The sequence below is a fragment of the Candidatus Poriferisocius sp. genome (assembly GCF_965219815.1).
In the GTDB taxonomy this organism is placed as follows: domain Bacteria; phylum Actinomycetota; class Acidimicrobiia; order Acidimicrobiales; family Bin134; genus Poriferisocius.
In genome coordinates this window covers 1,104,093-1,123,351 of record NZ_OZ244791.1, presented here as the reverse complement: position 1 = coordinate 1,123,351, position 19,259 = coordinate 1,104,093, and the positions used below count along the sequence as shown (strand labels likewise).

20 protein-coding genes and 2 pseudogenes are annotated in these 19,259 nt (G+C 63.3%); 9 read left to right on the top strand and 13 right to left on the bottom strand.

What is annotated here, in order from left to right; all coding sequences use genetic code 11:
• The first annotated feature begins 11 nt into the window (after positions 1-11).
• A complete protein-coding gene (locus ACOQPI_RS05350; protein ID WP_420618657.1) occupies positions 12-1,028 on the top strand; it encodes an ABC transporter ATP-binding protein in 1,017 nt (338 codons plus the stop codon).
• Between the two features lie 55 nt (positions 1,029-1,083).
• On the opposite strand, the gene ACOQPI_RS05345 is transcribed toward ACOQPI_RS05350, so the two are convergent.
• Complete coding sequence (locus ACOQPI_RS05345; RefSeq protein ID WP_420618656.1) at positions 1,084-1,524, bottom strand: GNAT family N-acetyltransferase; 441 nt, start codon at positions 1,522-1,524, stop codon at positions 1,084-1,086.
• Positions 1,525-1,582: 58 nt separating this feature from the next.
• Here ACOQPI_RS05345 and ACOQPI_RS05340 point away from each other — a divergent pair, with 58 nt between their 5' ends.
• Both ACOQPI_RS05340 and ACOQPI_RS05335 read left to right on the top strand, forming a co-directional pair.
• Positions 1,583-2,473: a PAC2 family protein gene (locus tag ACOQPI_RS05340; protein ID WP_420618655.1), complete on the top strand. Its 891-nt coding sequence runs from the start codon at positions 1,583-1,585 to the stop codon at positions 2,471-2,473.
• Between the two features lie 14 nt (positions 2,474-2,487).
• The gene (locus tag ACOQPI_RS05335) at positions 2,488-3,357 is read left to right on the top strand and encodes a BglII/BstYI family type II restriction endonuclease (RefSeq protein ID WP_420618654.1); all 870 of its coding nucleotides are present in this window, start codon (positions 2,488-2,490) and stop codon (positions 3,355-3,357) included.
• Between the two features lie 22 nt (positions 3,358-3,379).
• Here ACOQPI_RS05335 and ACOQPI_RS05330 read toward each other — a convergent pair.
• The 4 genes and pseudogenes from ACOQPI_RS05330 to ACOQPI_RS05315 form a co-directional block, all read right to left on the bottom strand.
• A pseudogene (locus ACOQPI_RS05330) lies at positions 3,380-4,036 on the bottom strand (MT-A70 family methyltransferase); the annotation flags it as partial.
• Positions 4,037-4,063: 27 nt separating this feature from the next.
• A pseudogene (locus ACOQPI_RS05325) lies at positions 4,064-4,228 on the bottom strand (helix-turn-helix domain-containing protein); the annotation flags it as partial.
• Positions 4,229-4,426: 198 nt separating this feature from the next.
• On the bottom strand, positions 4,427-5,461 hold the full coding sequence (locus ACOQPI_RS05320; RefSeq protein WP_420618653.1) for an ImmA/IrrE family metallo-endopeptidase: 1,035 nt from the start codon (positions 5,459-5,461) through the stop codon (positions 4,427-4,429).
• A 10-nt stretch (positions 5,462-5,471) separates the two neighbouring features.
• The gene (locus ACOQPI_RS05315) at positions 5,472-5,951 is read right to left on the bottom strand and encodes a helix-turn-helix domain-containing protein (protein WP_420618652.1); all 480 of its coding nucleotides are present in this window, start codon (positions 5,949-5,951) and stop codon (positions 5,472-5,474) included.
• 108 nt (positions 5,952-6,059) lie between these two features.
• Between ACOQPI_RS05315 and ACOQPI_RS05310 the strand changes: the two genes are divergently transcribed.
• The 3 genes from ACOQPI_RS05310 to ACOQPI_RS05300 all read left to right on the top strand — a co-directional run bounded on the left by ACOQPI_RS05310 (position 6,060) and on the right by ACOQPI_RS05300 (position 8,704).
• Complete coding sequence (locus ACOQPI_RS05310; RefSeq protein WP_419849979.1) at positions 6,060-6,317, top strand: hypothetical protein; 258 nt, start codon at positions 6,060-6,062, stop codon at positions 6,315-6,317.
• Between the two features lie 343 nt (positions 6,318-6,660).
• Complete coding sequence (locus ACOQPI_RS05305; protein WP_420618651.1) at positions 6,661-8,163, top strand: ThiF family adenylyltransferase; 1,503 nt, start codon at positions 6,661-6,663, stop codon at positions 8,161-8,163.
• Positions 8,164-8,239: 76 nt separating this feature from the next.
• Positions 8,240-8,704 carry a hypothetical protein gene (locus ACOQPI_RS05300; RefSeq protein ID WP_419849977.1) on the top strand — a complete coding sequence of 155 codons (465 nt, stop codon included), beginning with the start codon at positions 8,240-8,242 and terminating at the stop codon, positions 8,702-8,704.
• Between the two features lie 60 nt (positions 8,705-8,764).
• Here ACOQPI_RS05300 and ACOQPI_RS05295 read toward each other — a convergent pair whose 3' ends face one another.
• From ACOQPI_RS05295 to ACOQPI_RS05270, 6 genes are read right to left on the bottom strand one after another with little or no spacing between them, the layout of a single operon-like run.
• Positions 8,765-9,460 carry an NUDIX hydrolase N-terminal domain-containing protein gene (locus ACOQPI_RS05295; protein ID WP_420618650.1) on the bottom strand — a complete coding sequence of 232 codons (696 nt, stop codon included), beginning with the start codon at positions 9,458-9,460 and terminating at the stop codon, positions 8,765-8,767.
• A 25-nt stretch (positions 9,461-9,485) separates the two neighbouring features.
• Positions 9,486-11,828, bottom strand: coding sequence for a [protein-PII] uridylyltransferase (locus ACOQPI_RS05290; RefSeq protein WP_420618649.1), 2,343 nt, complete (start codon positions 11,826-11,828; stop codon positions 9,486-9,488).
• Between the two features lie 45 nt (positions 11,829-11,873).
• Entirely contained in the window at positions 11,874-12,623 is a 750-nt protein-coding gene (locus ACOQPI_RS05285; protein WP_420618648.1) for an ABC transporter ATP-binding protein, read from the bottom strand.
• Complete coding sequence (locus ACOQPI_RS05280) at positions 12,620-13,558, bottom strand: ABC transporter ATP-binding protein (protein WP_420618647.1); 939 nt, start codon at positions 13,556-13,558, stop codon at positions 12,620-12,622. The genes ACOQPI_RS05285 and ACOQPI_RS05280 overlap by 4 nt, the downstream gene beginning before the upstream one ends.
• Positions 13,548-14,555, bottom strand: coding sequence for a branched-chain amino acid ABC transporter permease (locus tag ACOQPI_RS05275; protein WP_420618646.1), 1,008 nt, complete (start codon positions 14,553-14,555; stop codon positions 13,548-13,550). Before ACOQPI_RS05275 ends, ACOQPI_RS05280 begins: the two co-directional genes overlap by 11 nt.
• A gap of 36 nt (positions 14,556-14,591) precedes the next feature.
• Complete coding sequence (locus tag ACOQPI_RS05270; protein WP_420618645.1) at positions 14,592-15,875, bottom strand: ABC transporter permease subunit; 1,284 nt, start codon at positions 15,873-15,875, stop codon at positions 14,592-14,594.
• A gap of 109 nt (positions 15,876-15,984) precedes the next feature.
• Here ACOQPI_RS05270 and larE point away from each other — a divergent pair, with 109 nt between their 5' ends.
• Positions 15,985-16,809, top strand: a complete 825-nt coding sequence (larE, locus tag ACOQPI_RS05265; RefSeq protein ID WP_420618644.1) for an ATP-dependent sacrificial sulfur transferase LarE — start codon at positions 15,985-15,987, stop codon at positions 16,807-16,809.
• Positions 16,806-17,267: a hypothetical protein gene (locus ACOQPI_RS05260; RefSeq protein ID WP_420618643.1), complete on the top strand. Its 462-nt coding sequence runs from the start codon at positions 16,806-16,808 to the stop codon at positions 17,265-17,267. The genes larE and ACOQPI_RS05260 overlap by 4 nt, the downstream gene beginning before the upstream one ends.
• Positions 17,268-17,306: 39 nt before the next feature.
• Here ACOQPI_RS05260 and ACOQPI_RS05255 read toward each other — a convergent pair whose 3' ends face one another.
• Both ACOQPI_RS05255 and ACOQPI_RS05250 read right to left on the bottom strand, forming a co-directional pair.
• Positions 17,307-17,648, bottom strand: coding sequence for a DUF5615 family PIN-like protein (locus ACOQPI_RS05255; protein WP_420618642.1), 342 nt, complete (start codon positions 17,646-17,648; stop codon positions 17,307-17,309).
• Positions 17,645-17,878 (bottom strand): DUF433 domain-containing protein, encoded by a 234-nt coding sequence (locus ACOQPI_RS05250; RefSeq protein WP_420618641.1) that lies wholly within the window; start codon positions 17,876-17,878, stop codon positions 17,645-17,647. The genes ACOQPI_RS05255 and ACOQPI_RS05250 overlap by 4 nt, the downstream gene beginning before the upstream one ends.
• A gap of 184 nt (positions 17,879-18,062) precedes the next feature.
• Between ACOQPI_RS05250 and ACOQPI_RS05245 the strand changes: the two genes are divergently transcribed.
• Positions 18,063-19,259 (top strand): ammonium transporter, encoded by a 1,197-nt coding sequence (locus ACOQPI_RS05245; protein WP_420618640.1) that lies wholly within the window; start codon positions 18,063-18,065, stop codon positions 19,257-19,259.

Genomic DNA, 19,259 nt, shown 5'->3' with positions numbered 1-19,259 from the left:
AGGACTCACTAATGGCTGGAACTGGCAAAGTCCATATGAGGGGCGAGGAAGCCCTGATTTCCGTCGAGGATCTGGTGATGGAGTTTCCCGCCGGACGTCGGGCCGTGGTCCACGCCGTGTCGGGCATCAGCTTCGACATCCTCGAAGGGGAGACTCTGGGTTTGGTGGGCGAGTCGGGCTGCGGCAAGTCCACCACCGGACGGGCGATGATGCAGTTGCCCTCGCCCACGGCGGGATCGGTGCGATTCGACGGCGTGGAGATGACAGAACTGTCCAAGGAGGATCTGCGCCGCACCCGCACCCGGATGCAGATGATCTTCCAAGACCCGATTTCGTCGCTGAACCCCCGGCGCAAGGTGAAGGACATCGTGGCCGAGGGCCTGTCCATCTGGCACAACGATGCCGGAGACACGGCCGTCCAGAAAGTGAACGAGGTGCTCGACGCAGTGGGGCTCGACCCCGAGGTGGTGTCCGACCGCCGCCCCCATCAGTTCTCCGGGGGCCAGTGCCAGCGCATCTGCATCGCCCGGGCCCTGGTGCTCGATCCCAAGGTGATCATCTGCGACGAGCCGGTGTCGGCGCTGGACGTGTCGGTACAGGCCCAGATCTTGAACCTCTTGGAGGAGATGAAGGAGCGCTACGGGCTGACCCTGGTATTCATCGCCCACGATCTGGCTGTGGTCAAGAACGTGTCCGACCGGGTGGTGGTGATGTATCTGGGCAAGGTGTGCGAGGTGGCCGGGCCCGACACTCTCTACGCCCACCCCGCCCACCCCTACACCGACGTGCTGCTGGCCTCCATCCCGGAGCCCGATCCCGACCATCCGGTATCCGACCGCCAGATCGAGGGCGAACTGCCGTCGCCCATCAATCCCCCCTCGGGCTGCCGCTTCCGCACCCGGTGCGAGAAAGTGCAGGATCTGTGCTCAGAAGAGGAGCCTGAGCTCCGGGAGGTCGCCCCCGACCACTACGTGGCCTGCCACTTCCCCAACGAAGTCCCGGTCAGCGTCAACGGCGACGGCAGCTAGCTCCGCCCAGCAAACTCAGAGTCTGTAGCGGCTCAACTATCACGGTCGCCTGAACTCAGAGTCTGTAGCGGTAAACGTTGGTGTCTCGGATCTCAAAGCCGAGACGAAGATAGAGGCGGTTTGCCGCTTCCCTCGACGGGCGGGAGGTCAGATCCACGGTCACCGCCCCCGCATCTCGGGCCAATTCCAGCGCCGCCTCGTTGAGCGCCCGACCCACCCCCTGACCCCGAACCTGCTCGTCCACCACCACGTCTTCGATAATGGCCCGCAACCCGGTGGGGATGCGCACCAGCACCAGGGTGAGGCTGCCCACGATGACATCCTCGGAACGGGCGATTAGCAGCCGGGTGGCATCTGAGGAAGCGATGGATTCCAGGGCCTCGGCCGACGGGGGCGGGTTTGACGACGAGAGTTGGGGAGTGAGGCGCTCGAACGCCTCCACCAGATCTGCGGTGGCCTCGGTGGCCTCGGTGGCCTCGGTGATCTTTACCGCCATGGGGCGAGACTACCGGCGCGAGATGAGGTTCCCCCGAGCGGGGCGATAGGTTGGGCGAGTGACGCTGATCAGCTGGGTGGACGATTCCCCACGCAACCGGCCAGCCCTAGTGGCTGCCTTCACCGGCTGGAACGACGCCGGAGATGCCGCATCGGGGGCGCTGGCCTGGTTGGCCAGCCGCTGGGACACCACCGAGGTGGCCACGTTGGACCCCGAGCCGTTTTACGACTTCGCTGACACTCGCCCCCGGCTTCACTTGGAGGACGACGGCTCCCGGTCGTTGATCTGGCCCAGCAACGATCTGATGGCGGCCACCGTGACCGGCGCCGAGACACCCGACGGGGCCGACACCGAGTTGGCCCTGCTGGTGGGCACCGAGCCTCAGCTCAAGTGGCGAACCTTCGCCCAGCAGATCGTGGACATGGCCCAGCGGCTCGACAGCCCGCTGGTGGTCACCCTGGGGGCGCTGTTGACCGACGTCCCCCACACCCGGCCCACCCCCATTTACGGCAGCAGCGACGATCCCGAGATGGCGGCCCAACTCGGCCTCACCCCCTCCAGCTACGAGGGCCCCACCGGCATCGTTGGGGTGCTCCACAACGCCTGCGCCACCGCCGGGCTGCAAACCGCCTCACTGTGGGCCGCGGTGCCGGGCTACGCCTCCGAGATTCCCTCCCCCAAGGCCTCCCTCGCCCTGGTGCGAAGGCTCGGAACCCTGCTGGACCTCTCCCCCGACACCTCGGAGCTTGAGGAGATGGCCGAAAGCTACGAGCGGCACGTGTCCGAGCTGGCCGACCAAGCCGACGAGACCTCCGAGTACATCGCCGAACTGGAGAGCGCCTACGACCGGGAAACTGAAGAGAACGGCGAAATAGAGGAAATGCGCTCCACCGACCCCGGCGAGTTCGTAGACCAAATAGAGCAGTTCCTCCGCGACCAGCGAAGCTGACTACCATCGCTGCTGTGGAACAACACGATGAGGCTGTTCCCGAGGTAGACGATGTCGTAGATCTCGCAGGTCAAGTCCGAGACATCACGGTCAGCGGTCTTCCAGAAGGGTACGACTTCAAGGCAACCCGTTACGCCGACGTGATCCTTAAGGAGGCGTTTCCAGGCCGATTCCGCGACCTGACGAGGGCACTGGAGCAATTTAAGCCAACCCTTGATGAGCTGAGATCAGGCGGCGGCGGTAGAACAGTCTTCGTCGCCCGGTTCGACCAGTCTTTGGCGGACCAACAAGAAGATGGGCAGACCGTCTGGGGGAAGCAGAACATAACCATCGAGAAGGCCCTCGGGTTCGAGGGGAATGTGGCCCCCGTCTCAAAGGTCCGGGGGCACGAGATCGACATGTTCGGCCTCGGCTCCTTGGAGCAGCCGCTACCTGGAATAGCCGTCGAGATGGAGTGGAACAACAAAGACCCATTCTTCGACCGAGACCTCATCAACTTCCAAGCGCTGCACCACGAGGGAGCGATCGCCGTAGGAGTGATCGTCACGCGAAGTGTCGACCTTCAAGATCTGATTTCAAAGGTCATTCAAAGCAAAGACGGTGGCTTCAAGTACGGAACGTCAACCACTCACTGGGACAAGCTGGTCCCGAGAGTGAACTTGGGCGGCGGCGGTGAATGCCCGCTGCTTCTCATCGGGATCCGCCCCGAGAAGATCAAGGGCATCGAATTGGCCTACCAAGTCCGAGAGGTTCTAGACGACGCAGAAGGCCTAAAGGCCAATTGGCGAGAACTGGAATATTCGAGTTGGAGCGAGGCGAAGTCTGATTATGACGAACTCAAGAACGAGGCTTTTGCGCTGATGCCGCCCGTCTCAAGCGAATAGCACTTCGTCATCTGTCGGCTCAGCTGTAGGCAGGGTAGAGCTGGCCTCGCGGAGTGACCTCCTCGTCGGCCTCAAGGCCCCAAGACACCCAGTCTGGCCTGGAGTAGCGGGCAAATAGCTCCAGATATGGCCCGGGAGAGCAGTCTTCGATGATGTCGTACTGCTCATCAGGCTTGCGGGAATGCTCCCGCTTCCGAGTCTCAATCATGTTTACCTGGCGACGGCCGGGGGGCAGCGTCCTCATGCTGCCTCGCACCCCGAACAAAATCAGCTCGGTCACGTTGCGGAAGTAAAAGCCCACACCTCGCCCGTCCGGCCCGCCATCCTTGCGCCGCTTCGCCCACACGATGTTCGACTTGTAGGTAAAGCCCCACGACTCCAGGACCTGGAGGCCGTCAGAGATAAGCGCATTGGGCACCCACAGATAGAGGTGGGCGTTCTCAGTCACGACCTCCGAAATCGGTAACGCCCGAATCTCCGCCGTCGTCATAGTGTCGTATCGGGATAGACGGCGATGCTCAGGGGCCACCTTCCCGGTGCGATTCATAAACCGCCACGGCGGGTCAGCCAGGATCGTTGAGAACGGCCCCCCGTCCACGCGGCGCAACTCCTCGGCGGCCGACACAGTCCCCGTCGCCCGTTCAGCAGCCGCTGCCAATTCTTCCCTCGACTTTGGCATGACACGAATCTCGTGCCCAAGCACCTCAGCCAGGGCAGCCACAGTAGATATCTGAGGATTGTGGCCGTTCCCCGAGAACAACCGCCGTACAGCCGCCGGTTGCGTCCCAGCCAACCGAGCCAACTCCGTCTTGGACAACCCCGCCCTCCGACGAGCCTCATCCAGTTCTTTCAACAACACCTTCGACTCCATCCGAATCCAACCGTAACATCTGTGTTACGCCTCCTTGGGTATTTGCAGGCCGCCTCCTCGCGCCGATGAGAAGCGGCACACTACTCGGACTCAATGACAGTTCCGTCGCCAATCGGCCCAGTAGGCACCCGCGAACTTGGGACTGCCTCGACGAGATGTTGATCTAGCCAGTCGATGTTGAATAGCCGAGGGCCGGGTTCAGGTCAGCCCGTCAGCCTCGCAATCTCGACAGACTTGCGAATCTGGGTTGAATGGATTGCTTCTGTGGCATGCAGGACAAACATCGTTGCTGACGTGGGTTTGACAGCCGCATCTGTTGCAGGATCGACATCTCCGACCCGAACAGAGGTCGCACCAGCCAACGTCTCGCTCGTCGCCACACCATTGGCAGAACTCTTCCCGGGTTTTCCAAGTGGGTTCTACTTCTTCAAGAATCGAGAGTCCAAGGGTGCTCCGCCGGGACGACATGACCGCCACGGCGAGACCCTCGTCAACGATGGCTGTGTCGCAGAACATTGAGTCTTGACCACCCAAGCCAAACCGAAACACATCGCTCCGTGCAGTGACGGCATTCTGCAACGCCCGATCTAAGGCACCACCTGGCTTGACGGTGCTGCCACGAGGCCAAGAGGTCAGCCAGTTGGCAGCCACAAACCACACTTCCCCCCGGCACCTGATCAATACGACTGCCGTTTTGATATTGGAGTAATCGGCGACCCGAACAGCAAGTGCTGCCCAACTGGCAGAAGACAACTCATGAAGCCTCAGGACATGCCTGGGGGTCACTTGATCTCCGCCAACCACGTCGTCCAGAAGCTGGGTGGGAACCAAGAGCTCACCAGCGAATCGGTGGCAAGCTGCTTCTTCTGCGAGGACCGGATCTCCTCTGGCTCCCGCTATCAGATCTAGGTCATCCAACAACCCGTAGTCGACTGTGTTGACGATGTGATGTCCGAGCTCATGAAGAATCGTAAACCTGTCATGAGCAGGATTTCCGGATTCCGAATAGAAGATGTGCTGCCTGCTTGGGTCGACAAATGGCTCGTAGTACCCATCGACTGAGCATCTCTCACCGTCGATTCTTACGAACGGCAGTTCGTAAACATTGATCGGTTCGAAATGGGCCTCGACCGCTGATGCCGGATCCTCGTTCCTCAAGTCGTCAAGGGCGTCTGTGGGCACAAGCTCAACCATCTTGGCTACGACCGCACGAACGTCCTTCCCAAACGACATAGGTTCAGAGCTACCCGTCTCCAAGGATCAAGGAATACGCATCCAGAAGACGCCGCCAATCTTCCTCCGTTGGATCGCCGGTACTTCTCCTCGGCGCGGAAGCCATTCCGACCATCAAGCGCGTCCTCATTTCGTCAGCTGAGACACCCTGTGACTCTGCTAGACGGTCTGCGACTTCCAGAAAGCGGTCAGTGCGTGTGAACGCCTGAAGCGACGACGGCGCGTCGGCCAGGACAAGCTCAGCGGGGTCGAAGCTGCCCTCTGGAACCTCATCCCCCAGAATGTCTGATAGAGATTGCTGAAGCGCCCCAGAGATGGCCCGCAAAGCATCGAGGGTTGGATTGCCATGTCCTCGCTCAAGGTTCGATACATACGGGAGTGAGAGACCGGAATCCTCTGCAACCTGTGCAAGGGTCAGCCCTAAGGCCATCCGCCGTGCCCTAAGCCTTGCCCCCAAGCTCTTGATGTCCGCTGTCGCATCTTCTGCCATCAATTTATCTTAGCAGCATAATGATGCCACAAAATTCTTCTCAGACGAGCTATACTGTGGGTGTACCCCGATGGTCGAGGTATTTCGACAAAATAGAAAGGGGTGCCAATGAGCACCCATTCCGACAACAAGGGAAGGGGCCTGATCCCATTCACCATCGACGGTGTTCCCTACGAGACCGACGACCTCAGCCAGCGGGCTTCCCAGCTGCTGAAGCTGGCTGGTCTGGACCCTGCTGGGTTCGACCTCGGAGAAGTCGAGGGCAAGGAGCACCTGAAGACGACATGGTACAAGGAAGACGAAACTGTGTCAGTCCATAAGAATGCGCGTTTCGTGTCGAGGCGTCATAGTGCACCGGTCGCCTGATGCAGGCGCAGGTTCAGGCCTTCGTCGAAGCGATGAACGAGTTCGGCCTCTGCCCTGAAGTGGAGGCCGAACTCGTCATCTGCCACTTTCGCCCTGCCGCAGGAGCCCGAGCGAACTGCACCTTGGCAGTAGGAGTAGCTACGGATGAGCTAGTTGGGTGGCCCCAGGTGCCACCTCACTGGATCCACCTGCCAGCCGACGTCGAATTCGCCAATACAAACAGCAATGCCTCATCGAAATCAGGCTGGTTACAACACAGCCGTGACTGTCCAGGATGGGGGGACGCGCCACCAGCAAGATGTTGGATGGCGCATCTGCAAACCGTGCTGAATGAGGTGATCCAATGACTCGGCACGTCTCGGTAGCGATGACCATCAAGGTCGAGCAGGAACTCCTAGACCTGCTTATTCGACCAGATGGCCAGGAGGATCTGTGCCTTGCCACATACCGGCCCTCCACTGGATCGACCAGAACGACCGCACTGATCAGCTCGGTCATACCTCCGACCTCCGATGATCGCCGCGTCCATGGCAATGCAACCGTAATGGGTCGTTACGTCTCACGCGGTGCCGAAATCGCTCGCAAGGAGAACTGTGGCCTAGTCCTGCTTCACAGCCACCCTGGAGGCTCTCAGTGGCAACCAATGAGTGCTCTAGACCAGGAGGCCGAGGCAAGCTACGCCAATCTCGCACGAGAGATAACTGGCCTATCACTGGTCGGGATGACTCTAGCGACAGAAGACACCACTTGGTCTGCACGACACTGGGACACGGGAACCGGAAGAGAGATTGATTGCACACATGCTGACAATGTCAGGGTGATCGGAGATCGCCTTGCTGTCTCTTGGAATAACGCACTCATCCCTCCGCCCCAGACAACCCACAGTCAACTACGTACGATCAGCGCATGGGGAGAGCGCTGCCAGGCCGACCTAGCTCGACGCAGAGTCCTCGTAGTGGGAGCGGGAAGCGTTGGACTAGACCTCGCAGTTCGACTAGCCGCGTCAGGACTATGCCGGATCACCGTCATGGACTTCGACATTGTCGAAATCCACAATCTTGATCGCCTCATCGGAGCCACACCGCGTGATGCTCGTTTGATCCGCCCAAAAATCCATGTCGCTCTTCGCCAGGCCACAACCGCGGCTACCGCTGACAACCCCAACATCGAAGTCTCTGCCCTCTCGATCTGTGAGCCCGAGGGCTTACAACTAGCGCTAGATCATGATCTGATCTTCTCTTGCGTCGATCGACCCTGGCCCCGTTCTGTACTCAACTCCTTGGCGTACACCGACCTAATACCCGTCATCGACGGCGGCATTGCAATTGACCCTCTTGAGAGCGGCGGAATGCGCAACGCCACCTGGCGGTCCCATGTCATTAGGCCCGGTCGGCCATGCATGAGATGCAATCGCCAGTTGGACCTCGCCAAAGTAATCCCTGACATGAAGGGGCTCTTGGATGACCCCTCCTACATCGCGAATGCTGAAGCCTCAGCCCTTCCATCTACCCAAAACGTTGCGACGCTCTCCGTCAACGTCCCAGCCGGCCTGTTAGCCCAATACGTCAGCTTCAGCGTCGCACCGGCGGGGTTCGGAGACCCTGGCCCACTCCAGTACTGCCTTAGTACGCATACTCTCGACCACCTACAAGACAAGATCGGCACCTATTGTCCTGTCGAGCCCCAAGAAGCTGTAGGCGACCTGCGACTTGATCTCACCGGCCGCCACCTAAGGGCCGAGCAGCAACGCCAAAAGGCCAAGTCGGTAGAAGTGCCCATCCGCCTGCTTCGCTGGCTCGACAACCGAGTGCAGAAACTGCACTCATGGCTGGACCACACAAATTGAGTCAAGGAACCACATGCTCTTGCACATGGGACTAGGTCAACGAGTTGCCAGAACAACTGGCTAAAGGAGAAACAAGATGGAATACAAGAAAGCCTTTCCAGGTTGCTTCAGGGTCATCTTGGTCATCATGTACCTGGCAATTCTGGCTACCTTCTTCACCATAGTGATTTCCACAGATCCTCCAAATGCGTCTGAGGCCGAGGATTGGTCGCGGGCTGGCAGGTGGACAATTGGCATCTTAGTCACACCATTTGTCGCTCTCATGGGCACGTACGTTTGGGCACAATCAAGAGTCAAAGTGTCTTCGAGAAAAGTGTCACTCGTCTCGTTTGTGTTTCCCTCCTTCGGGGCAAGCCTTGTAGGAGGGGTGACCTTTCTGATGCTGTACGAGATATCCGAAGACAGCGTCCATGCTGCTCTCGGATTGTGGTTTTCCGTGTCTGCCCTTATCTCAATGCTTGCCGCGGCATTGACTGTTGTACAGGTTTGGGATGTATCTCGAGCGAAGGACTCCTATGCAAATGCTGAAATCGAGAGTTAAGTCGTTTTCGCGACCAGCGCAGCTGACGATCGCGGCCAAGTTAGGAAACGGCCGGGGAGCTCAGCCTTCGTGGTTGCCGCGCCAGGGTGGGGTGCGGGGGTGGTCGAAGAGGAACTCTATGGGGTCGCCGCGGATGGCGGCGAAGGAGTGGGACAGCCACCAGTCGCTGCCGTGGACTCCGTTGGGGAGATTGTCGGGGCCGAAGAATCCAACGTCGCTGCACTCCAGGGGGTGGGGATCGAGTTGGCCGCCCACCGCCCGGCACAGGAACACCATTGAGTACATCGGCACGGTGGTGAACCCCCGCCGCAGGCCGTCGTGGATGGCGATGGGCCGCTCCACCTCGCAGACAATGCCGGTCTCCTCCAGCACCTCCTTCACCACCACCTCTGAGGGGGAGTAGCCCACGTCGGCCCAGCCGGTGGGGTACAGCCACACCCCGGAGTCGGCCCGCTGCACCAATAGGATCTCGCCGCAGTCGTTGCCCACCACCGCGCCCACCGCCACCTTGGGGGTGACGTAGCCGGGCACCCCGTCGCCCACCGACTTCATCCACTCGGCCACGAAGTTGTCGGGTGTCCAGCCCGTGCTCAGCGCGGCGGCCATGTCGGCGGCCACGTGCAGCACCTCCTCGAACCGCTCCTGCTCGTACTTGTTGTCGGTGAAGGCCAGACCGGTGCGGGCGATCCCGGCCAGAGCCTCCGACCACCGCCTCAGGTCGCCTTCCCCTACTACGGCCCGGCCTTCGTCAGTCATAGCCGCTAGATGGTCCCAACCGCCCTCATACCCGGGTAGAGCAGGTATCGATGGCGTGCTGAAGGGCCAGATTGATCTCGTTGATGTGGTCTGGATCGGTCACTTTGTTGCCCTCGCCGTCGCGGACGTAATAGGCGTGGACCACATCCCCGCCCAGGTCTTGTGCCTTGGCGCTGAGGATGTCCAGCCCAAGCTGCGACAGGGCGCTGGTAACCCGGCTCAGCAGGCCGATGCGGGCCTGGGCGGCCAGCTCGATGATGGTGGCGGTGGAGGAGGATTCGTTGTCCACGCTCACCTTGGGGGCTATAACCGGCCGGGGGCTGAAATCGGGCTCAACCTCGTAGGTGCTAATCCGCTCGGCCAATCGGGCTTCGATCGCCAATCGGCCAGCCAGGGCCTGCTCCACATAGGCGGTGACCTGGGACCAGTCGATCTCCAAGCCCAAGGTGCTCTCCACCTGGAACCGCTCCAGCGCCATCCCGTACTCAGAGTGGGCCGCGGCCAGGAGCACCCGCAGACCGCTCAGAGCCAGCGCCCCCGCCACGCGAGAGAACATGCCGTGCTGGTCGGGGGCGATCACCAACAGGGTGTCGCCTTCGCCCAGCACCAATCGCTCGCCGGCCTCCATCAGCCCCCGCTGCTCGGGGGTGGGGAACCGGGAGGTGATCTCGTCGATGTCGCCGCCCTCCATCACATGGGCGCAGCGGGCCACCAGCTCGCGCACCAGGCTGGCCTTCCACTTGCTCCACGCCGACGGGCCAGTGGCCACCGAATCGGCCTCGGTCAGCGCTCCCAAAAGGCGCAGGGTCTCCACCGAGCGGGCCTGGCGGGCCACGTCGGCAATGGTGTCGGGATCTTCCAGGTCGCGCCGGGTGGCCACGTCGGGCAGCAGCAGATGGTGCTCCACCATGGCCACCAGCACGTCCACGTCGGTGGGCGGGTACCCCATCCGGTGGGCGATGTCGGCCACCAATTCCATCCCCACCTCGGTGTGGTCGCCGGGATAGCCCTTGCCGATGTCGTGGAGCAGGGCCCCCAGAACCAGCAGGTCGGGACGGTCCACCCGGTCTACCAGATCGGCGGCCAAAGCGGCGGCCTCGCACAGGTGCCGGTCCACGGTGAACTGGTGGTAGGCGTTGCGCTGGGGGCGGCTGCGATTGGGCGCCCACTCGGGCAGGATGCGCACGAAAAGGTCCATCTGGTCCAACGCCTCGATCACCGGTGGGGCGGCGGCGCCGGTCAACAGTGTGTCCACGAACGCCTTGCGGGCTTCGTCGGGCCATTGTTCCGGCATGGGGGCCATTTGCTCTTGAAGGCGCTCCAGGCTGTTGCGGTCCATTCGCAGCTCATGGGCGGCAGCCGCCCGGGCCAAGCGCAGAGCAGTGCAGGGATCGGCGGCATCAGCGTCGGCGGCCAGCACCGCCCGGCCCTCATGCACCATCACGCCGACATCTAGCTCCGTGTTGTTTCGGCTGGTTCGGCGACGCAGCCGGCGACGCCACTCGGGGGGGAGCTCGGAATCCCGCAGCCAGGCCCATATCTCATCGCTGCGCCAGGCAATCGACCGGGCCGAGCCGGCGATGGCGCCCATCAGCTCATCGGCATCGGAATAGTCCAGCGCGGCGGCCACCCCGTCCTGCTCTTGGAGCAGAAGCTGGTCGCCGGGGCGATCGGTGGTGCGGTGCAACTCGACCCGAGCAGCCAGGATCACCTCGTAGTCGGCCCGCAGCTCGCGGCTGTCGGCTTCGTCCATCTCGAACACGCCCTCTTCGGCCCACCGAAGCGCATGCACGTCTCGCAGCCCTCCCCGCCCCTGCTTGAGGTCGGGTTCCAGCTTGAACGCCACCTCACCGCAGCGCCGATGCCGCTCGGCCACCCGCTGGGCCAGCAAGGGGAGCCACCGCCGGGCGCTCCGACGCCACTGGTTGGCGTTGTCGGCAGTCAGATCGGCGGTCAGATCGGCATCGCCCGCAACATGGCGGGCATCCAGCAGCGATGTGGCCGTGTCCAGGTCGGTCTTGGCCAAATCCCGGGTCTCCCGAGGTGTTCGCGCCGAATGGCCGAGCTTGAGACCCTCGTCCCAGATGGGATACCACAAACGGGGGGCGACCTCGCCGATGTCAGGGCGGTCGCGGTGCAACAGCAGCAGGTCGATGTCGCTATAGGGGCACAGCTCAGATCGGCCGTACCCGCCCACCGCCACCAGCGCGATGCCCTCGGGGTCGGCCACCTCGACTGAGAAGATGCCCTGGAGCCACTCGTCTACGCGCCGGGCCAGCGCACGGCACAGAACCGCTCCCACCATGGCGCGGTCGGCAAGCAGCTCGCCCCGGCGCAAAGCGCCTGTCCCGGCCTCGCCAATCGACACTGCCCGCCGAGGCTAGTGCCCTACCGGAGCGATGGCGATGCAGGACTAGGCGCCCATAAGGGTGCCCAGGTACAGGCTGACCACCTTGGGATCGTCGAGGAGCTCTTGACCCGTTCCGGTATAGGCATTGGTGCCCTGGTCGAGCACATAGCCGCGGTCGCAGATCTCCAGGCACCGCCGGGCGTTCTGCTCCACCAGAATCAGCGACACGCCGCGCTCTGCAATCCGGGTGACCTGTTCGAACACCTCGTCCTGGTAGGCCGGAGAGAGCCCGGCCGAGGGCTCGTCCAGCAGCACCACCTTGGGATCCATCATCAACGCCCGACCTATGGCCACCATCTGGCGCTGGCCCCCCGACAGCCCGTCGGCCCGATGGCTGCGGCGCTCGGCCAGAAGGGGGAACAGCTCGGCCACCGCCTCGAACCGCTCCTCGAACGTGTGGGGCCTCTGGAAGACCCCCATCTCCAGGTTTTCCTGAATGGTCAGCCGAGGGAAGACGTTCTCGGTCTGGGGTACGAAGCCGATGCCCCGGGACACCAGTTCAAAGGGGGCCACTCCGGTGATGTCCTCCTCGCCGAGGAAGATGGAACCCGAGCGAACCTCCACCAAGCCGAACACGGCCTTCAGCAAGGTGGACTTTCCCGCCCCATTGGGGCCGATGATCCCGATGACCTCGCCGGTGTGCAGCTCCAGCGAGCAGCCGTTCAAGATGTCCACCCCCGGCAGATAACCGGCCACCACATCGTGGGCCCGCACCAATGGGGTCAACCGGCCCGGCCCGCTGCCCCCGCTCACCGCGCCGCCCCCGCTCGGCGCCGCCCCAGGTAGGCGTCGATCACCTGGTCGTCGTGGATCACCTTCCAGGGCGGCCCCTCGGCTATCACCCGGCCTTGGGCCAGCACCACCACCCAGTCGCTGATGCCGGTAACCACGTCCATGGCATGCTCTATGAAGACCACGCTGAGCCCTTCGTACACGAGCTGGGTGATGTGGTGCATGAGCGACTGGGCCAGTGCCGGGTTCACTCCGGCCATGGGCTCGTCCAACATGATCAATACAGGGTCGGCCATGAGCGCCCGGGCCACTTCCAGCAGCTTGCGCTGGCCCCCCGACAGCGTGCCGGCCAGGTCGTCGCGCATGTGCGCCAGGTTGAACCTCTCCAGCAGCGATTCGGCCCGCTCGGTGTTGGCCTCCTCCTGTGGTCGCCACCTGTTGGGGAACGGGGCCGCCCAGAGCTTCTCGCCCATCTGCCGGGGAGCGCCCAGCAGCACGTTGTCGATCACGGTCAGCTTGGCCAGCGATTTGGTGAGCTGGAAGGTGCGGATCATCCCCTTTCGGGCCAGCACGTCGGCAGACGGATTGGTGACCGCCTCCCCGTTGAACGACCAATGCCCGGTATCGGCCCGCTCAAACCCGCTCAAGAGGTTGAACAGGGTGGTCTTGCCCGCGCCGTTCGGCCCAATGAGCGCGGTGGTGACCCCCCGCTGCACTTCCAAGTGGTCTACATCCACCGCCAGCAGGCCGCCGAAGCTGCGGCTCAAGCTGTCCACCTCCAAGATCGGATCAGGCTTTGGAGCGCCCGCCTCATGCGGCACCGTCAAGATGGGCTCGATGGCAGGCACCCCGCCGTCGGCTGGAGCGGGCTCGATGGCAGGCGCCCCGCCATTTGCCGGAGCCAGTGCGGCTTCGCGCTGTTCCGAGTCGGCCTGCGGGGTCAGCTCATCTGGCATCGAGCTGCATCTCCGTGCGATTGCCCACAATTCCCTGGGGTCTGAAGAGCATCAGCAGAATGAGCGCCACGCCCACCGTGGCGACGCTGATGACCCCTTCGGCGCCGTCGAAGAAGTCGGCCACCACATCGGGCAGCCAGGCTTCTTCGACGATCTGGCGCAGGAACGACTCGATCCACTCCCGCAGGAACCAGAACAACACCGCGCCCAGCACCGGGCCCAGATAGGTGGCCGAGCCGCCCAGCAAGAGGGCGGTATAGGCGAAGAAGGTCACCTGGGGCCGGAATCCGTTGGGGTCTGCCCCGGAGGTCTTGATGGCGTCGATCACTCCTCCCATCCCGCCTATCACGCCGCCGATGACCAGGGCCTGCATCTTGTAGGAGAAGACGTTCTTGCCCAGGCTGCGGGCAGCGTCCTGATCTTCTCGGATCGACTTCAGCACCCGCCCCCAGGGGCTTCTCACCAACATGACCACCGCGGCGGTGACCAGCGCCACCAGCAGCCAGCCCACGGTGATCACCCAGAGCTGCTGGCCGGTGAACTCGAAGGTTCCTATGCCGTAGCGGTCGTGAGGCCCGTCGGGATACGGGTTCAGGTCGTAGAACGCGCCGGCGTCGAAACTCACGCTGAGCGGGCCCCCGGTGAGGCCGATGGCGTCGGTAGAGCCGATGAGAATCCGTATGATCTCCGCAGCGGCAATGGTGACCATGGCGAACATCACCGTGTTCAGGCGCAGCGTGGGAATGCCGAGCGCCACCGCAAACGCCACCGACAGCAAGAGGCCCACAACCACCCCGGCCCACAGCGACCAGCCGAAAGTGGCTACCGAGACGCTGGTGCCATAGGCCCCCAGCAGCAAGAACCCCACTTGGCCTATGTTCAACAGGCCGGTGTAGCCGAAGTGTACGTTCAAGCCGATGGCGGCCAGCGCCAATATCACTGCCTCGGGGCCGAATGCGGCCCGGGCCGCGTTGCCGAAGATGATGCTGAAATCCACCTAATCGCCCCCGAGCGGCTTCGACCTGAAGTACACCTAGCCCACCCGCGCCTTGATGCCGAAAAGGCCCTGGGGACGGAGCAGCACCATGCCAATGAGCGCGGCCAGCGGCACCACGAACTTGAGCTCGGGTGATATCCAGAGAGTGCTCACCTCCGTGGACATGCCGATGATGAGCGATCCGACCAGAGCCCCGAAGCCGGTTCCAAATCCTCCGAGCTCCACCCCGGCGAAAATCAGCAGCAGAAGCTGAAAGCCCAAGAACGGGTCGATGTCGGTGTCCAGCCCCTGGAACACGCCTCCCAGCCCTGCCAGCGTCGTCCCCAGCACCCAGACCCACAGCACAACCCGGTTCACGTTGATGCCCGAGGCCTCAGCCAGACCGGGGTTGTCCGACACGGCCCGGGTGGCTTTGCCGAAGCGGGAGAACTGGAGCACCAAACCCGCCCCCACCAGCACCGCGATGATCGCCACCACCGTGACCACCTCTCTCGGGGTGACCGACCAGGGCCCGAACTCCCACCGCTGCTGCACCTGGAAGTCGGTGTAGGGAACGGGCTCGGGACCGAAGAAGAGCTGGATGAGCTGGCGGCCGAGCAAGGAGAGGCCGATGGTGACCACCAAGAGCTGGAAAATCCCGAGCCGTTTGCGCCGCAAAGGCCGGAACAGGCCGGTCTCCATCCCGGCGCCCAGCAGTCCGCACACCACCATGGTGGCCAGGGCGGCCAGCACCAGGTTCAGGCTGCCCCACGAGGTGTTGAAATACCAGGCTATAACCGCTCCGAACGTCACCAACTCGCCGTGGGCGAAGTTGACAAGCCCGGTGGTGCCGTAAACGAGCGACAAGCCGATGGCGCTCATGGCGATGATGAGGCCGAATTTGAGGCCGTTGAAAACAGTCTGGGCGGCCCTCTCGCCGAATGGCGTGCCCTTGGGGGCTTCGCCCACCGCGAACACGACGGCCCTGGAGGCGCCCTGCAACACGGTTGCCTCGGTAGTGGACTGGTACCCCTCTCGCAGGCTTATGCCCTCGGGAAGGGTCCGCTCGTTCAGCGTCACCAAATAGTCGCCCGCGGCGGGCACCTCGATCGTCCAGCGCCCGTCTTGGTCGGTGGTGGCCTGGCCCACCTGATTACCCGATTGGTCGGCTGCGGTTATCTCGACACCGGCGAAGAACTGGTCGAAGCCCAGTCGGAGGGTTCCCGTCAGCACCGTCGGCTGGGATTGGTCGGGTTCATCCTCGTTCTGGGCCGTGGCGGGGATGACCCAGGCAAGCGCCAGACAGAGCACAACACCAGCGAACGCGAGAAATCTCCGCATCTGCGTTCATGCTACTGCCAGGTACAAGGTGCCCTGGGGAGCAATCAGCAACAGGCGATTAATCTCCTCCCCGTTTCATGAGCCGCTGATTAACGACCACAATGGGGGCATGGGCGACTGGGAGCGGCTTCGGAGCAACTTGGCTGGGCTCGGCAACGTTATGGTGGCTTTCAGCGGGGGCACCGACTCCTCGCTGCTGGCCTGGGTGGCCCACGACGTTCTGGGCGAGCGGGCCACGGCCGTTACCGCGGTGTCGCCCTCGCTGGCCCGCGCCGAGCGGGACGACTGCGCATCGTTGGCTGCCGAATGGGGGCTGCAATGGCGTGAGGTGCAGACCGCCGAGATGGGACAGGCCGCCTACGTGGCCAACGACGGCGACCGGTGCTACTGGTGCAAAGACGCGCTCATGGATGCGGTGACGCCCTTGGCCTCCGACCTTTCAGCCGTGGTGGCTCTGGGCGTGAACACCGACGACTTGGGGGACCACCGCCCCGGCCAGCGGGCAGCAGCCGAGCGGGGAGCGGTCTTCCCCCTGGTGGATGCCGGATTCTCCAAAGCCGATGTGCGGGAGTGGTCGCGGCGGCTGGGCTTGCGAACCTGGGACAAGCCTGCGGCCCCCTGCCTGGCCTCGCGGATACCCTACGGCACGCCGGTCACGTTGGGGGCGCTGGCGTCGGTGGGCGACGCCGAAGCCGCCCTGCGGCGCTTGGGCTTCGCCGAGCTTCGGGTGCGCCACTATGGAGACCTGGCTCGCATAGAGGTGCCCGAAGCACGCCTGGCCGATGTGGTTGCCCGGCGCGCCGAGGTGGTGGATGCGATGCGCCAAGCCGGCTACCGGTACGCCACCCTGGATCTGGAGGGCCTCCGCTCCGGCAATCTGAACTCCGCCCTGGGCAAGGCCGTAGACATCGGCCTGTCACCCCCGCGCCGTTGACCGACGCCGAATTGCTCGCCGCTGAACGCCAGCTCGCCGAGTGCGCCCGGCAATTGGCCGAGGGCATCGTGCAGGCCCTGCCCGGATGGGTGGTTTCGGCGGTGGAGAGCCGACTGCCGGAAATGGGGCCCGACCACCGACAAGCCGCCGAGGCCGCCGGGGCGGCGGCGGCGGCCGAGGTGGGCGGCAAGGTGACCCGGCTGCTGGCCGCCGACATCGACGATCAGCGGGAAAACCCTTTGGCCGTCTTGCGCCGGGCAGTTAGCTACCCCACCGAGGTGCTGAGCGCCGCCGGCGCAAGCCCAGTGGAGCGGGACCGCTTTGCCATCGACCGGTTCCCCGACGACGTCTACAACCTGGCCCCGGCGTCGTTCAGCGACATCCACCCCGATCTCCAGGCCCCGGGCCTGACGTGGGGAGCGGCCAAGGCCTTCGTACACCGCCAACGCCACAGCTGACCCACACCCCCGACCCTCATAACCAACCTCTCCCCGACCCTAGAGCTCAGATGGCAGAACCAGTAGGGCTTCCTGTTCGCTCGCACCGAATTCAGCGATTATGTCCCGATGCTGCTGGAGAACACTGAATATCTTAAGCGTTGTGGCGTTGCCGACCCTCAGCCAGATGACCTTGGGGGGCGGACCCAGCAGGAATGCGAGCTGGCGGAAATCAGAGTCCTTCGAAACGATGGCAAAGCCATGATCACGCGCGTACTCCCAGATGGCGCGGTCCGTTGCGGTATCGAGCCCGACTTCGACAACGTGGCAGCTACCGGGATACTCGGCCACCAGCATTCCCACAAGGCGGCGCGACAGATTCTGGTCGAGAAGCAGCCTCACGCAGGAGTCGCCAGACGCCGCTCGCGCAGCGCAGCAAACTCAACAGCAGCTAGGACATGCTGCTCGCTCAACTCGGGGAAATCACCAGCTATCTCCGACGGCGTCATCCCCGCTGCCAGATAGTCCAGCACATCGTAGACCGCTATCCGCGTGCCAATGAAGCAGGGCTTGCCGCTGCGAACACCAGCCCTCGTCTCAATCATCGTGGTGAGCTCCACAAAAAGAAGCATATCCAGCAGGCCAGAAGCAACGAAACGAAATCCCCGGTCGCCGCGGCCAACTCAGCCCGAGAATCCCCTTGAAGGATAACTCTCCACGATTAGGAAGGGAGCTTGGTTCGGGGCCGCAACCATCAAACCTGGCATACTGGCGGTGCCAACAGGCGGAATGGCCGACAATGCACGGGGAGTAGTGATGGACGCTGATACCGCATGGGTACTCGTATCCGCAGCGCTGGTCTTGTTCATGGTGCCGGGCCTGGCCCTGTTCTACGGGGGCATGGTGGGCACGAAGAACGTGCTCAACATGATGAACATGAACCTGTATTGCCTGGGCATCATCCCCATTCTGTGGGCGGTGGCCGGTTTCGGTTTTGCCTCCGGCGACTGGAGCTTCCCGCTGTTCGGGAACTTCGACGCCGCCTGGCTCAACGGGGTTGACGACATGGTGGCCAAGCGGGAATTCGTGTTCGGCATGACCTTTGCCGCCATCACGCCTGCGCTCATCTCCGGCGCGGTGGCCGGCCGGATGAAGTTCTCCGCCTGGGCCGTCTTCGTGCCCGTCTGGTCGTTCGTGGTGTATTCGCCGGTGGTCTATTGGATCTACGGCGGCGAAGGCTGGATTGCCGACCTCCCGGCCCACGACTTCGCCGGCGGTACGGCCATCCACATCAACGCCGGTGCGGCTGCCCTGGCCTTGGTTCTAGTCCTCGGCCCCCGCAAGGGCTGGCCCCGCGATGTGGACTTCCCCCACAATCTGCCATTGGTGCTGCTGGGTGCCGGCATCTTGTGGTTCGGCTGGTTCGGGTTCAACGCCGGCTCGGCGCTGGCCTCCGATCTCACCGCCTCTCATGCCTTCTTGACCACCTTCTTGGCGGCAGCCGCCGGGCTGTGCTCGTGGATGGTGGCCGAGACCCTCAAAGACGGCAAACCCACCGCACTGGGCATGGCCTCGGGCATTGTGGCCGCGCTGGTGGCCATCACCCCCGCAGCCGGTTTCGTGGGGGCCATGTCATCCATCGTGATCGGCGCCGCAGCCGGAGTGCTGTGCTTTTTGGCCATTGGGCTCAAGCTGCGCTACAAGTACGACGACAGCCTAGACGTGGTGGGCATCCACATGTTCGGCGGCATCATCGGCGGCGTGCTGATCGGGTTCTTCGCCGACTCCGGGGCCATCGAAGGTGCCGACTTCATCGACGGCGTGTTCTTCGGCGGCGGCGAGCTGCTGGCCAACCAGATCATCTCCATCTTGGCGGTCATGGCGTACAGCTTCGTGGCCACTTACATCATCGCCATAGTGCTCCACCGCACCATGGGAATCCGGGCCTCAGCCGAGGATGAGAGCGTCGGCCTAGACCAGTCGCTGCACGCCGAGACTGCCTACAACACCTAG